This is a genomic window from Actibacterium naphthalenivorans (genome assembly GCF_014196965.1).
GTDB lineage: Bacteria > Pseudomonadota > Alphaproteobacteria > Rhodobacterales > Rhodobacteraceae > Actibacterium_A > Actibacterium_A naphthalenivorans.
On record NZ_JACIEQ010000003.1, the window covers coordinates 137645 to 151114 of the forward strand.

Here is a 13470-nt window from a genome sequence, read left to right on the forward strand (position 1 = left end):
TGGGAAATCCTGTCAGGCGGTCTGGGGGTCCGGGTCGGGAGAAAAGATCGTGTCGCGCTTGCCCGGCAGGCCATCGTTCGCCTCGGCCCCCGGGAGCGGTTCCTTGGCCGCGGCGATAACGGGCCAGAGGCTGGCGTAGCGGGCGTTGAACGCGACCCATTTCGCGCCTTCCTCATCGGTATCGGCGCGGATCGCGTCGGCGGGGCATTCCGGTTCGCAGACGCCGCAATCGATGCATTCCTCGGGATTGATCACCAGCATGTTGACGCCCTCGTAGAAGCAATCGACAGGGCAGACCGACACGCAATCGGTATATTTGCAGCCGATACAGTTATCGGTCACGGCATAGGTCATCTGTGCAGCCTTTCGTTGTTGCCCCGGTAGAGCACCGCGCGGCAGGCCGCGTCCGTCAATAAATTGCTATTGGCCCCGGTCGCGCCGCGCCATCCTGGACAAAACCGGACAAGGAGGCGGACAGGATGCTTGAGGACGTGGCGGCGGTTGACGACGGTGCGGCGCTGATCCTGCGCTGGAGCGACGGGCGGCGGACGCGGCTGAGCGCCGCCACCCTGCGCCGGGCGGCACGCGATGCCGCCAGCCGCCGCGAGGTGATTGACTTCAACGAGATCAGGATCGCCCCCGATCTGACGATCACCCGGTTGCAGCAGGTCGGCGCGGCGGGGCTGAACATCGGGTTTTCCGATGGTCATGACCGCGCGATCTATCCGTTTGCCTATCTGCGGGAATTGTCACGGCCCGATGACAAGTAATTGACATAAGCCATGCCGCATCGCGGCGCACCTTTGACGCACAGCTTGATTCAGGAGACGGGGATGGACGAGATTCTTGACGGGATAACCCAGATCGATTGCGACATTCTTGTGATCGGCGGCGGCACGGCCGGGCCGATGGCCGCACTCAAGGCCAAGCGAAAGAACCCGTCCGCCAATGTCGTCCTGCTCGACAAGGCCAATGTGAAACGCTCGGGCGCGATATCCATGGGGATGGACGGGCTGAACAACAGCGTGATCCCCGGCCACGCGACGCCCGAGCAATATACCAAGGAAATCACCATCGCCAATGACGGCATCTGCGATCAGGCCGCCGTCTATCGCTATGCCCAGGAATGCTACGGCATCATCCAGGAGCTGGACGAATTCGGGATCCGCTTTCAGAAGGATCAGAACGGCGAATACGACGTCAAGAAAGTGCATCACATCGGCACCTACGTGCTGCCGATGCCCAATGGCGACACGGTGAAGAAGGCGCTTTACCGGCAGTTGCGCAAGGCCCGCATCAACATCACCAACCGCTACATGGCGACACGGCTGCTGACAGGCGACGGGCGGGTTGCGGGGGCGATCTGCGTGAACACGCGCACGGCGGAGTTTCTGGTGGTGCGCGCGAAAGCGGTGATCATGTGCCTTGGCGCCGCCGGGCGGCTCGGGCTGCCGACATCCGGTTACCTCTATGGCACCTATGAGAACGCGTCGAACTCTGGCGAGGGATACACGATGGCCTATCACGCAGGGGCGGGGCTGGCCAATCTCGAGTGCTATCAGATCAACCCGCTGATCAAGGATTACAACGGCCCGGCCTGTGCCTATGTCGCAGGGCCGATGGGGGGCTATACCGCCAATGCCGCGGGCGAGCGGTTCATCGAATGCGATTACTGGTCCGGCCAGATGATGCAGGAGTTCTTTGACGAGCTGCAATCGGGCAAGGGGCCGGTGTTCCTGAAGCTCAACCATCTGGCGGGCGAGACGATTTCCGAGATCGAACGGGTGCTGCATATCGTCGAGCGCCCGACCCGCGGGCATTTCCATGCCGGGCGCGGTACCGATTACCGCAAGCAGATGATCGAGATGCATATTTCCGAGATCGGCTTTTGCTCGGGGCATTCGGCATCGGGGGTCTATGTGGATGAAAACGCCCGCACCACGGTTCCCGGGCTCTACGCGGCGGGCGACATGGCCAACGTGCCGCATAACTACATGCTCGGCGCCTTCACGCACGGGGCCTTCGCCGGCGAGGACGCTGTCGATTACATCGCCGATGTCGATTTCGCCGGTTTCGACCAGGGCATGGTAGAGGCCGAGCGAACCCGTGTTCTGGCGCCCACCAAGCGCGACGACGGTATTCCGCCCAACCAGATCGAATACAAGACCCGCCGGCTGGTAAACGACTATCTCCAGCCGCCGAAGGTGACCGCCAAGATGGAACTTGCCCAGAGCCGTTTTGCCGAGGTGCGCGCCGATATGGAAAGCGCGATGTATGTGCGCGATGCGCATGAGTTGATGCGCGCGCTGGAGGCATCGACCATTCTGGACTGTGCCGACATGGCCGCCGCCGCCTCGCTCTATCGCACCGAGAGCCGCTGGGGGCTGTATCACAACCGGGTCGAATACGAAAAAGACGACGAAAACTGGTTCTGCCACACGATCATGACGAAGGGCGCCGACGGTCTGCCGAGCAGCCGCAAGCAGGCCGTGCAGCCCTATGTCGTGGAGATCGGCGAGGACGAGAAAGATGCCTATAGCCGCCAGCGCGTCGGCGCCGGCGTCGCGGCCGAATAAGGAGATCACGCCATGCCCCTCGCCCAGACCGCCACAACCGTGCCCGTGACCGTGGACCAGGCGCTTTGCATCGCCGACAAGGGCTGCACGGTCTGTGTCGATGTCTGCCCTCTCGACGTGCTGCGCATCGCCGAGACCGACGCGGGCAAGACCGCCTACATGAAATATGACGAGTGCTGGTACTGCATGCCCTGCGAGGCCGATTGCCCCACCGGCGCGGTCACCGTCAATCTGCCCTATCTGCTGAAGTGAGACCGGGAATGAACGGCGTTTTCGAAGGTTTTGACGATATCGCGGATCTGGCCGAGGGGCTGGACGATCCGGAACCCGGCGCACGGATCATGGCGGTGATCGAGCTGACCGACAGCGCCGATCCCGCGGCGCTGCCCCATCTTGCCCGCGCGATCAGGGATCCGGATGCGGGCGTGCGACTGCTCGCCGCCCAGGGGCTGACCGATTTCGATGGCCCGGAAACGGCCGAGGCCCTTGTCGGAGCGCTTTTGGATGATGATCAAAAGGTGCGCCTGGCCGCGGCCACGAGCCTGACAGAGCTGAAAGACCCCGAAGCCGGCACGCCGCTTATTCCCCTGCTGACCGCACCGGCGGAGTTCGTTCAGGTGGCCTGTCTGAACGGACTCAAGGAATTGCGCCGCACCGATGCGCTCGGCCCCGCCATCGAGGCGCTTGAAAGCGGGTCGCCGGCGGTGCGCTGCGCGGCCGTTGGCGTGATCGGCTGGCTGCAGGACGAAGCTGCCCTGCCCGCGCTGATCAGGGCGGCGGCGGATACCGATCCGGCCGTGCGGCGCGCGGCCGTTGCCGCGTTCGGGTTTTCCGGCTCGGACTACGCCGAAAAGGCGCTGATCGCCGCACTGAGGGATGATGACTGGCAGGTCCGCGAAAGCGCGGCCGAGACGCTGGCGAAATCCGGATCACCCGGCTGCGCCGGGCCGCTCATGGGCGCGCTGGAGGATGATTTCTGGCAGGTCCGTCTCAAGGCTGTCCGTTCGCTGGGGAAACTCGGCATGCGCGGGGCGGCGATGCGGATCGGGCCGATGATGAACATGCCCATCCCGAACCTGCGCAAGGAATGCGCGGCGGTGCTCGGCGAACTGGCCGTGGCCGAGAGCGTGGTCTTCCTCGCAGACCATGAAAACGATAGCGACCCGGACGTACGCAAGAACGTCCGCTGGGCGCTGGAGCGGATTGCCAGAGGCGCCGCCTAGCACCCGAACCCATCGCGGTTTCGCCTGCCTGCCGATGAACGCATCGGCGGGCAAATCGTGCCCGAAAATTTCCGCGTATATACTTGTTTTTAAACAATAAAATAGAATCGTAGAGCCGCCTCGAATCACCAGATTCACGTTGCGTAAGCGGCAGTTTTTGCCGCGCCAGCCGGGAATGGCGCACAAATTTCAAACATTTTCGGAAACCCGCCAAAACGGGCTTTCGCCGCGCTTGGAGGCCGGAGTTTCCATCGCCGATACTCAGCTACAGCACATCAGATGCGCACCAACAGGAGAGTAAGGATGAAACATCAAAGCTGCTTTCGCGGCGCCGTTCTGGCCATGGGGCTGACGTCCCTCGGCGGGATGGCAATGGCCGAGAAGATCACAATTGCCATCGGGCACCAGTCGATGTGCACCGATACCTATACCGCCGGCATCGTGGTCAAAGAGCTCGGCCTGCTGGAGAAGTACCTGCCGACCGATGGCAAATATGCCGATGCCGAATATGATGTCAGCTGGGCCGATTATTCCTCGGGCGGGCCGATCACCAACCAGATGCTCGCCAACAAGCTCAATTTCGGCGTGATGGGGGATTACCCGCTGATCGTGAACGGCGCCAAGTTCCAGGAAACGGAGTCGCTGCGCACGCTCTATGTCGCGGGTACGGGCTACAACCTCAAGGGGTCGGGCAACGCGATCGTCGTGCCGGTGGGCAGCGACATCTATTCGATCGATCAGCTCAAGGGCAAATCGGTCTCGACGCCGGTGGGCTCCGCCGCCTGGGGGATGCTGCTCAAGGCGATGCAGGACAATTCGATCCCCAGCGCGGAATACGCGCTCAAGAACCAGTCGCCCGCCGTGGGTGCGGCCAATATCGCCGCCGGCAAGATCGACGCGCATTCCGATTTCTGCCCGTGGTCGGAGATCATGGAATTCCGCGGTACCGGCCGCAAGATCTATGACGGCTCGGAAACCAACGTGCCTTACCTGCACGGCGTGGTCGTGCGCCAGGATTTCGCCGAGATGTATCCCGAGGTGGTCGAGGCCTTCATCAAGGCGGTCTGGGCTGCGGGCGAGTGGATTCGCGAGGATCCGATGAAGGCGGTATCGCTGATGGAAGGCTGGACCGGAGTAGAGAAAGAGGTGCTCTATCTCTATTTCTCCAAAGGCGGGCATCTGACGCTTGATCCGACGATCAAGACGGAATGGGTTGACGCGCTGAAGTTCAACCACGGCGTTCTGGTCAAGGAAAAGGCCATCCCGCCGCTCGACTTCGACGCATGGATCACCGAGGATTACGTCAAGGCTGCCTATGCCGATCTGGGGCTCGACTATGCGGCGGACAAGGCAATGATGGTCGATCCGGCCGAGGCCAATGCCGGCATGCCGCTGGAGATCTGGCACGCGCGCGACGGCATCTCGTCCTATCCCGACATGCCCGCCTTCCTGACCGCGATGGCAGAGATGACCGGCACCGGCGCCAAGCTCAACGCCACCTATGTCTATGACGTGGAAACCGGGCTCAAGCTCTTTGGCAAGACCGCTTTCTGGGTCAAGGCCGGCGAGGACTACGCGACCTTCCTGCGCAAGGGTGAGGCCGAAACCTTTGCCACGGCCCACGACGGCGCGCTCATCACCTTCGACGATGCCATTTCCGACTTCGTGACCGAAGGCTGAACCGTTTCCACTCACGGAACGCACCGGCGGGGCCTTCGGGGCCCGCCACATTGCCAGTTGAAAGGCCCGACCATGCCAAGCGCCGCCACAGAACGCCCCCTCGCCGCCGCGACCGGCCCCGAGACGGCGCCCGACGCAAGCACCCCCGCGCCCCGGACGCCTTCGGTTGCGGCCGCCCGCCCAAGGCTCCGGCCGGGCGGCGAGGTGGCACGCTCTGCCGGGATCGCGGTTCTTTCGCTCTCGCTCGGGGTGCTGCTGTGGCACTGGGCCTCTGCGGTGAACCTGGATTTCTACATCAATTTCGAAAATGTACCCTCGCCGGGAAAGGTGTTTGCCTCTTTCCTGAACCACCTGGGAACCGAGATTTTCTTTGTCCATATCGCCGTGTCGATGCGGCGTATCCTGATTTCCTATTCCATCGCCGCCGCGTTCGGCATTTCGATCGGGCTGATCATGGGCCGGTCCCGGATCGCGCGGGCCGTTGTCATGCCCTATATCGAAGTGGTGCGGCCCATCCCCGCCGTGGCCTGGATCCCGCTCGCGATCCTGATGTGGCCCACCGAGGAAGCCTCGATCATCTACATCACATTCCTCGGCGCGTTGTTTCCGATCGTTCTCAACACACTCCACGGGGTCGAGCAGACGCCCGAGGTTCTGGTCCGGGCGGCCCAGTCGCTCGGCGCGTCGCGGCTGGCGATCTTCCGGCATGTCGTGCTTCCCGCCGCGCTGCCCTCGATCTCGGCGGGGCTGGCGATCGGGATGGGCGTGTCGTGGTTTTCCCTGCTCGCGGGCGAGATCATCTCGGGGCAGTACGGTATCGGCTATTTCACCTGGAACGCCTACAGCCTGATCAACTATCCCGATATCGTGGTGGGCATGCTGGTGATCGGCTTTCTCGGCACCGGCTCCACCGCCGCTGTCAGGCTGCTGACCCGGCCACTTCTCAAATGGCAGAAGCGGACGAGATGACCGGGGCGCTTCATATCCTTATTGGCGTGGCGCGCGCGCAATGGCGCCGGCTGATGCTCTGGGGCTTTGCCTTCATGGTGCTGTCTCAGGTGGCGATGCTGGCGGCCCTGATCCTGCGGTTTCAGGCGCTGCCCAATTACCAGACCTTCTACAACTGGCCCGGCAACGTGGCCCGGATCATCCGCTCGACGCCGGCCCTCTCGGACATGCCGGGCATCATCGCCGAGGAATGGTTGGTCGAGATCGGGCGGATGAACTACGATTACGGCACCGGCATTTCCGAGTGGAGCCTGAATGTCATCCCGTCACGGCTTGTGGTGATGTTCGTGCTCGGCATTCTGGTGGGTCTTTGCGCGGCGCTGATGCGGGTGGAACGCTGTTCCCTGCCGGTGCGGGGCAGCGCGCGCGCCGTCACCGGGCTGGGCGCCGGTCTGATCGCCATGACCAATGCCACGATGAGTTGGGTCGTGTGCTGCGCGACGCCAAGCTGGGTCGTGGGGCTGGCGATGATGGGGCTGGGCGTGTCATCCTCGCTGGCGCTCGAAACCCTCGGGCCGTGGCTGAACTTTGGGGGCTTCGGCCTTTTGCTCGCCCTCGCCCTCTGTCTTGCCTGGCGGAGCTCCCGCCGGGCCACGATCCTAGCGGAGCCTGCCCATGCTTGACGTTCTGAAATACCGCCGCCCCGAAGAAGCCGGCTCTCGTGGCAAGGGCAGGATCGAGATCGACGATGTCTCGATCACGTTCGGCCGCGGCGCGGCGGCGCACCGGGCTGTCGAACCCACGACGATCACGATCGAACCGGGCCAGTTCGTTTGCATCCTCGGCCCGTCGGGCTGCGGAAAGTCGACGCTGATGAACGCGGTCGCCGGCTACACACGCCCGACCACGGGCCAGGTGCGCGTCGATGGGGCGGTGATCGAAAAGCCGGGGCCAGACCGGGGCATGGTGTTTCAGCAATATTCGCTTCTGCCGTGGAAGACGGTTTACGAAAACGTGGCCTTCGGGCCGAAGATGGCCGGGCACGGCAAGGTCGAGGCAAGCTCGATCGCCAATACGTTTCTCAACATGGTGGGGCTGGCGAAATTCGGCAACCGCTACCCGGCCGAGCTTTCGGGCGGGATGCAGCAGCGGGTCGGCATCGCGCGGGCGCTTGCGAACTACCCTTCGGTTCTTCTGATGGATGAACCCTTCGGCGCGCTCGATGCGCAGACCCGGCTGATGATGCAGGAAAGCCTGCTGGAGATCTGGCGCAAGTTCGGCACCACGGTGCTGTTTGTCACCCATGACGTCGACGAGGCCGTCTTCCTCGCCGACCGGGTGCTGATCATGAGCGCCGCGCCGGGGCGGATCATCGAGGATCTGGCGATCGACCTGCCGCGCCCGCGCCGCCCCGATATCGCTGTCGATCCGGCCTATGTCGCGGCAAAGCAGCATTGCCTGTCGTCAATCCGCACGGAAAGCCGCCGCGCGTTCGAGGAGCAGAACAAATGAGATGGATCCTTGCCCTGGCCACCAGCCTCTTGTGCATGCCGGCGATGGCGCAGGTGCAGGGGGTCGCGCTGGACAGGCCCGTCGCGCTGCCGGCCTTCGTGCTGAGCGATCAGCGCGGCGAGACTTTCACCCAGGCCGATCTGGCCGAACGCTGGACGATCATCATGTTCGGCTTCAACTCCTGCCCCGATGTCTGTCCGTTCACGCTGGGCAATCTCGAACATGCCATCGCCGAAACGGCGTTGCGGGTGCGCCCGGACAACGTGCCGCAGGTTGTCTTCGTCTCGGTCGATCCGGTGCGCGATCATGACACGGTCACCGATTATGCCGAGTTCTTCCATCCCGATTTCCAGGGCGTCACCGGCGCGCGCGATCAGATTGACACGCTGGTCGAGGCGACCGACAGTTTCTATCGCCTGTTGCCGCCCGACGCGACCGGCTATTACGAGGTTCAGCACAGTTCGGCGGTTTCTGTGATCGGCCCCGACGGGATGCTGCGCGCCAAGCTGCAACCGCCATTCGACGCCGGGCTCACGGCCGAATTTCTGGCGCGATTGCAGATCACCTACCGAAGGGAGAACACCCGATGATCCGTCTGCTGACCCTGCTCGCCCTGCTGCTGCCGACTGTCGCCTTCGCCGACGGGATCACGATCGGCGATCCTTGGTCGCCCGCGGCCCCTCCGGGCGCCAGAGCCCATGCCGCCTACATGACGGTCACCAACACCGGGGCCACGCCGCGCGCGCTGATCGGGGTGCGGGCAGAGGGCTATGGCATGGCGCATCTGCATGAAAGCCGCGACAACGAAGGGATCGCCACCATGGTGCCCGTGCACCAGATCGAGATCGCACCGGGGGCGAGCATCGCGCTGGCGCCGGGCGGGTTTCACATCATGCTGATGATGCCCCGGGCGCCGGCCTCTGAAACCATCGCGCTGACGCTTGTGTTCGCCGATGGCGAAGAGGTGGCGGTGCGGGCAGTGGTGCGCCCTCACAATGCGCCTTCTTGACCTTCTGCTCGGGCTTTGCCTCGTCGCGCCGCAGGCCCGGGCCGATATGCTCATGGACGAAGGCCTGCCCCCGCATGAGCGCTGCGCACTGTGCCACGGCCTTTATGGCGACGCCTACCGCGACAAATTCCCCAAGCTGGCCGCGCAGCGCCCGGCCTATATCGAACGACAGATCAACGCCTTCCTGTCAGGCGCCCGCAGCAATGACGGCGGGCAGATGGTCGCCGTCGTGACAGAGATCGCCCCCGAGCACATCCCGCAGGTCGCCGCATGGTTCGCCGCCCAGGATCCGCCCCCGCCCGCCGCGCCGCCCGAAGATCGCAGCGGCGAAATCCTGTACGTCACCTCGGGCTGTCTCGACTGCCATGACGAAACCGCCGCAGGCAAACCCGAGATGCCCTATCTGTCCGCCCAGCACGCGGCCTATCTGGCCAAGCAGATGCGTGAATTCCGTGATGGCGCGCGGCCCGACAGGCCCAAGGAGCGGATGCGCGAAACGCTCCGGCCCTTAAGCGACACACAGATTGCCGCCATCGCCGCCTATCTGGCATCGCGGGAACGGAGCAGCACGCCATGATCGAAAGCGAAGGGCCCGGCGCGATCTACCTTTCCGAATATCTGCTCGAATTGAACGAGGGGGCGGGGTTCCTGTCGGGCCTGAACCGGGAGGATCTTGCCAAGGTTCGCAAATCCGGCACCCGCAGCGTCGTGGCCAAGGGCGACGGGCTGTTCTTTCAGGGCGATCCCCATACCGGGGTCTGGGTTGTCGAAAGCGGGCGCATCCGCACCTTCTATACCGGGCCCTCGGGGCGCGAGATCACCCTCGCCTATTGGACGCCGGGCCATTTCGTGGGCGGGCCAGAGGTTTTTGGCCGGGGCCGCCATATCTGGTCGGCCGACGCGCTTGACGACAGCGAGCTTCTTTTCCTCTCGGGCATGTCGATCCGTACCCTCGTGCGCGAGATCCCCGACGTCGCCGTCAGCGTCATTCAGGGGCTGATCGCCAAGGGAAAGTGCTATTCCGCGCTGATCCAGATGCTTGGCACCCGTTCGGTTGCCGAACGGCTGGAGCAGTTTCTCGTGATCCTCGCCGACACTCATGGGCGCCACGAAAACGGCGCGATCCTGATCGATCGCGCGATCACCTACGAACAACTCGCCTCGATCGTCGGCGCGACGCGGCAATGGGTGACCCAGTCGCTCGACCGGCTGCAGCGCGAAGGCGTGCTCAAGATCTCGCGCAAGGAGATTGCCATCTATCACATTGAACGTCTGTCAGAGTCGGAATGACCCGAGGCGCGTATCTCATTCCGGCCGCCGCACGCGCGCAGCGCCGGATCGCAGAGTTGTGGCGCGGGGTGCTGCTGTCATGCCTGCTGGCGATGGCCGCGCTGTTCCTGGCAGAGCATTACGGCGGCCCGGCGATGCTCTATGCCCTGCTGATCGGCATCGCTTTCAACCACCTGTCCCAAGAGCCCAATTCCGCCGCCGGGATCGAGTTCACCTCGACAACGCTGTTGCGCACCGGGGTCGCGCTGCTCGGGTGCCGGCTGGCGTTTGCGGACATCGCCCAGCTCGGGTGGCTTCATATCGCCGGGATCGCCGGGCTGATGGCGCTGACCATCGGCGCCGGCGTTGTGCTGTCACGGGTGATGGGGCGATCGCTCGGGTTCGGCTTGATCTCAGGTGGCGCGGTGGCGATCTGCGGCGCGTCTGCGGCGCTGGCGATCGCATCGGTCATCCCCAAGGGCTCGTTCCGGAAGGAAGAGCTTCTTTTCACCGTGGTCGGTGTCACCGCGTTTTCGACACTGGCGATGGTCACCTATCCGTTGATCTTCGGAACGCTCGGCCTGTCAGAGGCCGATGTCGGCTATCTGATCGGCGGCACGATCCATGATGTCGCGCAGGTGGTCGGGGCAGGCTATATGATCAGCGATACGGTCGGCGATATCGCAAGCTTTACCAAGCTTCTGCGCGTCGCGCTCTTGCCGGTGGTCCTGCTGGCGATATCGCTGTGGTTCCGCGCAGAGGCCGGGGCGAAAATCCGGCTGCCGTGGTTTGTTGCGGTTTTCGCGATCCTGATGTTGCTGCGCAATCTCGCGCCCCTGCCGGCGGGGCTGATCCTGGGCCTCACCGATATTTCGCGTTTCCTTCTGGTCGCGGCGATCGCCGCGCTTGGCATGAAGACATCGCTGAAAAAGATGTTCGACACCGGCGCGGGCATCATGGCGGCCATCGCGGTGCTGACAGTGGTTCTGCTGACAGGCGCGCTGGGTTTTTTGTGGCTTGCCGTGCGATAGCCGCTTAGGCCGTGAAAAACCCTGCGCCGCCCCGCGCCCGAAGCCCTTCGGCCAGCGCGCGCCCCATCTCGGCGCCATCCTCGATCGGCGCTGTCGCCGCGTCGGCCAGACGTTCGGAGCCGTCGGGGCGCAGGATCTCTCCGCGCAGGCGCAGCGTGCCGCCGTCCAGCTCCGCCAGCCCGCCGATGGGCGTTTCGCACGACCCATCGAGCGCCGCGAGAAACGCGCGCTCCGCGGCCAGGCGCTGTCCGGTGGGGATGTCGTGGATCGCCTCGAGCAACCCGGCGGCACGGGTATCATCGCCGCGCCGCTCGATCCCGATGGCGCCCTGCGCCACGGCCGGCAGCATCTCTTCGGGTTCGATGGCCGACGCCGCGACCTCGGCCATGCCCAGCCGGTTGAGCCCCGCCATCGCGAGGAAGGTGGCCAGCGCCACGCCATCCCCCAGCTTTTTCAGCCGGGTCTGAACATTGCCGCGAAACTCCACCACCTGCAGATCGGGGCGGAAGTTCAGCAATTGCGCCCGTCGCCGCAGGCTAGAGGTGCCGACCACCGCGCCCTCGGCCAGATCGGAAAGCCGCGCGACCGAGGCCGAGACGAAGGCATCGCGCACATCCTCGCGCGGTAGATAACACTCCAGCACCAGCCCGGCGGGTTGATCCACGGGCATGTCCTTCATCGAATGCACGGCGATGTCGATGTCGCCGTCCAGCATCGCCTCTTCGATCTCCTTGGTGAACAGCCCCTTGCCGCCCAGCTCTTTGAGCGGGCGGTCAAGGACGCGGTCGCCCGTGGTCTTGATCACCACGATCTCGAAGGCCTGATGCGGCAGGTCGAAGGCGGCGGCCAGCCGGGCGCGCGTTTCATGCGCCTGGGCAAGGGCAAGCGGCGAGCCGCGGGTGCCGATCTTAAGGGGCGAGGCGGGGGTGGGAAGCATCGGTGTCATGGCCTGTCTCTAATCGCGTCGCGTGGTCCTGACAATGCGCCTGCCCTTGACATGCTGGCACAGCCGGGCGACCACCTCCCGCAGCAATAGACGGGGATGAGCATGGCCGAAACCAAAAAACTGATGCGCGCGCTGGCTGGAGAGACGCAGGCGGTGCCGCCGGTATGGATGATGCGGCAGGCCGGGCGCTATCTGCCGGAGTATCGCGCGACGCGGGCGCAGGCGGGGGATTTCCTGTCGCTGTGCTACAACCCCGAACTCGCCGCCGAGGTGACGCTGCAGCCGATCCGCCGTTACGGGTTCGACGCGGCCATTCTGTTTGCCGATATTCTGCTGGTGCCGCAGGCGCTGGGGGCCGATCTGTGGTTTGTCACCGGCGAGGGGCCGCGCCTTTCGACCATCACTTCGCCCAGCGATTTCAATGCGTTGAAGCCGGTCGAGGAGATCCATGAAACCCTCTCTCCGATCTATGAGACGCTGCGCATCCTGACCGGCGCACTGCCCGCAGAGACCGCGCTGATCGGTTTCGCCGGGGCGCCCTGGACGGTGGCCACCTACATGATCGCCGGGCGCGGCACGCCCGATCAGGGGCCGGCGCACAGGCTGATGGCCGAAGACCCCGCGACATTCGATGCGCTGATGGCGCGGATCACGGCGGCGACGGTCGAATATCTGTCGGCGCAGATCGTGGCCGGGGCCGAGGTCGTCAAGCTGTTCGACAGCTGGGCCGGGTCGCTGAAGGGCGACGCGTTCACCCGCTATGCCCTTGAACCCGCAAGGGAAATTATCGCCGCGCTGAAGGCCCGGCACCCCGAGACTCCGGTCATCGCCTTCCCGCGCGAGGCGGGGGAGAACTATATCGGCTTCGCTAGGGCCACCGGCGCCGATTGCGTGGCGCTGGACAATTCCGTCTCTGCCGAATGGGCCGCCGAACATGTGCAGGTCGATGGCTGCGTGCAGGGAAACCTTGCGCCAAATCATATGGTTACCGGCGGCCAAGCGCTGATCGACGAGACCCGGCGCATCGTGAAGGCCTTCTCCAACGGCCCGCATATCTTCAACCTCGGCCATGGCATCACCCCCGACGCGAACCCCGACAATGTGCAGGTGATGATCGACGCGATCCGGGGCTGAGTTTCGGCCAATCCAGACGTTTCGCCCCCCGAAATCGTCCGAAACGCGGCCCCGGTCTGGTACGAAACCCCGCCGCTCGGCCCGTTAGGGCGGCGTTAACCGCCCTGCCCTAACCTGCCCCTCGTGTTCGACCGAATCCCGA

Annotated in this window: 16 protein-coding genes; 14 read left to right on the top strand and 2 right to left on the bottom strand. The window is 64.4% G+C overall.

Annotated elements, in window-relative coordinates:
* Positions 1-12: 12 nt before the first annotated feature.
* Positions 13-354, bottom strand: a complete 342-nt coding sequence (fdxA, locus tag GGR17_RS11910) for a ferredoxin FdxA (protein ID WP_054539767.1) — start codon at positions 352-354, stop codon at positions 13-15.
* 125 nt (positions 355-479) lie between these two features.
* Here fdxA and GGR17_RS11915 point away from each other — a divergent pair, with 125 nt between their 5' ends.
* From GGR17_RS11915 to GGR17_RS11975, 13 genes are all read left to right on the top strand, one after another.
* Positions 480-770 carry a gamma-butyrobetaine hydroxylase-like domain-containing protein gene (locus tag GGR17_RS11915; RefSeq protein ID WP_082386670.1) on the top strand — a complete coding sequence of 97 codons (291 nt, stop codon included), beginning with the start codon at positions 480-482 and terminating at the stop codon, positions 768-770.
* A gap of 63 nt (positions 771-833) precedes the next feature.
* Positions 834-2576 (top strand): fumarate reductase/succinate dehydrogenase flavoprotein subunit, encoded by a 1743-nt coding sequence (locus GGR17_RS11920; protein WP_037209810.1) that lies wholly within the window; start codon positions 834-836, stop codon positions 2574-2576.
* A 12-nt stretch (positions 2577-2588) separates the two neighbouring features.
* The gene (locus tag GGR17_RS11925) at positions 2589-2828 is read left to right on the top strand and encodes a 4Fe-4S dicluster domain-containing protein (RefSeq protein WP_037209808.1); all 240 of its coding nucleotides are present in this window, start codon (positions 2589-2591) and stop codon (positions 2826-2828) included.
* 8 nt (positions 2829-2836) lie between these two features.
* Positions 2837-3799 carry a HEAT repeat domain-containing protein gene (locus GGR17_RS11930; RefSeq protein ID WP_054539768.1) on the top strand — a complete coding sequence of 321 codons (963 nt, stop codon included), beginning with the start codon at positions 2837-2839 and terminating at the stop codon, positions 3797-3799.
* 303 nt (positions 3800-4102) lie between these two features.
* Positions 4103-5479: an ABC transporter substrate-binding protein gene (locus GGR17_RS11935; RefSeq protein WP_054539769.1), complete on the top strand. Its 1377-nt coding sequence runs from the start codon at positions 4103-4105 to the stop codon at positions 5477-5479.
* A 72-nt stretch (positions 5480-5551) separates the two neighbouring features.
* Positions 5552-6448: an ABC transporter permease gene (locus GGR17_RS11940; protein ID WP_054539770.1), complete on the top strand. Its 897-nt coding sequence runs from the start codon at positions 5552-5554 to the stop codon at positions 6446-6448.
* Positions 6445-7110, top strand: coding sequence for a hypothetical protein (locus tag GGR17_RS11945; RefSeq protein ID WP_054539771.1), 666 nt, complete (start codon positions 6445-6447; stop codon positions 7108-7110). The genes GGR17_RS11940 and GGR17_RS11945 overlap by 4 nt, the downstream gene beginning before the upstream one ends.
* Positions 7103-7939 carry an ABC transporter ATP-binding protein gene (locus GGR17_RS11950; protein WP_054539772.1) on the top strand — a complete coding sequence of 279 codons (837 nt, stop codon included), beginning with the start codon at positions 7103-7105 and terminating at the stop codon, positions 7937-7939. Before GGR17_RS11945 ends, GGR17_RS11950 begins: the two co-directional genes overlap by 8 nt.
* Positions 7936-8529 (top strand): SCO family protein, encoded by a 594-nt coding sequence (locus GGR17_RS11955; RefSeq protein ID WP_054539773.1) that lies wholly within the window; start codon positions 7936-7938, stop codon positions 8527-8529. Before GGR17_RS11950 ends, GGR17_RS11955 begins: the two co-directional genes overlap by 4 nt.
* Positions 8526-8948: a copper chaperone PCu(A)C gene (locus GGR17_RS11960; RefSeq protein WP_054539774.1), complete on the top strand. Its 423-nt coding sequence runs from the start codon at positions 8526-8528 to the stop codon at positions 8946-8948. Before GGR17_RS11955 ends, GGR17_RS11960 begins: the two co-directional genes overlap by 4 nt.
* Positions 8935-9525 (top strand): c-type cytochrome, encoded by a 591-nt coding sequence (locus GGR17_RS11965; RefSeq protein WP_054539775.1) that lies wholly within the window; start codon positions 8935-8937, stop codon positions 9523-9525. The genes GGR17_RS11960 and GGR17_RS11965 overlap by 14 nt, the downstream gene beginning before the upstream one ends.
* Positions 9522-10238, top strand: coding sequence for a Crp/Fnr family transcriptional regulator (locus tag GGR17_RS11970; protein ID WP_054539776.1), 717 nt, complete (start codon positions 9522-9524; stop codon positions 10236-10238). Before GGR17_RS11965 ends, GGR17_RS11970 begins: the two co-directional genes overlap by 4 nt.
* Positions 10235-11248 carry a YeiH family protein gene (locus GGR17_RS11975; RefSeq protein ID WP_054539777.1) on the top strand — a complete coding sequence of 338 codons (1014 nt, stop codon included), beginning with the start codon at positions 10235-10237 and terminating at the stop codon, positions 11246-11248. Before GGR17_RS11970 ends, GGR17_RS11975 begins: the two co-directional genes overlap by 4 nt.
* A 4-nt stretch (positions 11249-11252) precedes the next feature.
* On the opposite strand, the gene hemC is transcribed toward GGR17_RS11975, so the two are convergent.
* Entirely contained in the window at positions 11253-12194 is a 942-nt protein-coding gene (gene hemC, locus GGR17_RS11980; RefSeq protein ID WP_054539778.1) for a hydroxymethylbilane synthase, read from the bottom strand.
* Between the two features lie 102 nt (positions 12195-12296).
* On the opposite strand from hemC, the gene hemE reads away from it, so the two are divergent.
* Positions 12297-13328, top strand: a complete 1032-nt coding sequence (gene hemE / locus GGR17_RS11985) for a uroporphyrinogen decarboxylase (protein ID WP_054539779.1) — start codon at positions 12297-12299, stop codon at positions 13326-13328.
* Positions 13329-13470 lie beyond the last annotated feature (142 nt).

Coding starts and splice junctions, on each gene's coding strand:
- GGR17_RS11960 (WP_054539774.1), top strand. CDS start 8,526: ATGATCCGTCTGCTGACCCTGCTCGCCCTGCTGCTGCCGACTGTCGCC.
- GGR17_RS11970 (WP_054539776.1), top strand. CDS start 9,522: ATGATCGAAAGCGAAGGGCCCGGCGCGATCTACCTTTCCGAATATCTG.
- GGR17_RS11940 (WP_054539770.1), top strand. CDS start 5,552: ATGCCAAGCGCCGCCACAGAACGCCCCCTCGCCGCCGCGACCGGCCCC.
- GGR17_RS11925 (WP_037209808.1), top strand. CDS start 2,589: ATGCCCCTCGCCCAGACCGCCACAACCGTGCCCGTGACCGTGGACCAG.
- GGR17_RS11945 (WP_054539771.1), top strand. CDS start 6,445: ATGACCGGGGCGCTTCATATCCTTATTGGCGTGGCGCGCGCGCAATGG.
- GGR17_RS11930 (WP_054539768.1), top strand. CDS start 2,837: ATGAACGGCGTTTTCGAAGGTTTTGACGATATCGCGGATCTGGCCGAG.
- GGR17_RS11935 (WP_054539769.1), top strand. CDS start 4,103: ATGAAACATCAAAGCTGCTTTCGCGGCGCCGTTCTGGCCATGGGGCTG.
- hemE (WP_054539779.1), top strand. CDS start 12,297: ATGGCCGAAACCAAAAAACTGATGCGCGCGCTGGCTGGAGAGACGCAG.
- GGR17_RS11955 (WP_054539773.1), top strand. CDS start 7,936: ATGAGATGGATCCTTGCCCTGGCCACCAGCCTCTTGTGCATGCCGGCG.
- GGR17_RS11915 (WP_082386670.1), top strand. CDS start 480: ATGCTTGAGGACGTGGCGGCGGTTGACGACGGTGCGGCGCTGATCCTG.
- hemC (WP_054539778.1), bottom strand. CDS start 12,194: ATGACACCGATGCTTCCCACCCCCGCCTCGCCCCTTAAGATCGGCACC.
- GGR17_RS11950 (WP_054539772.1), top strand. CDS start 7,103: ATGCTTGACGTTCTGAAATACCGCCGCCCCGAAGAAGCCGGCTCTCGT.
- GGR17_RS11975 (WP_054539777.1), top strand. CDS start 10,235: ATGACCCGAGGCGCGTATCTCATTCCGGCCGCCGCACGCGCGCAGCGC.
- GGR17_RS11965 (WP_054539775.1), top strand. CDS start 8,935: ATGCGCCTTCTTGACCTTCTGCTCGGGCTTTGCCTCGTCGCGCCGCAG.
- GGR17_RS11920 (WP_037209810.1), top strand. CDS start 834: ATGGACGAGATTCTTGACGGGATAACCCAGATCGATTGCGACATTCTT.
- fdxA (WP_054539767.1), bottom strand. CDS start 354: ATGACCTATGCCGTGACCGATAACTGTATCGGCTGCAAATATACCGAT.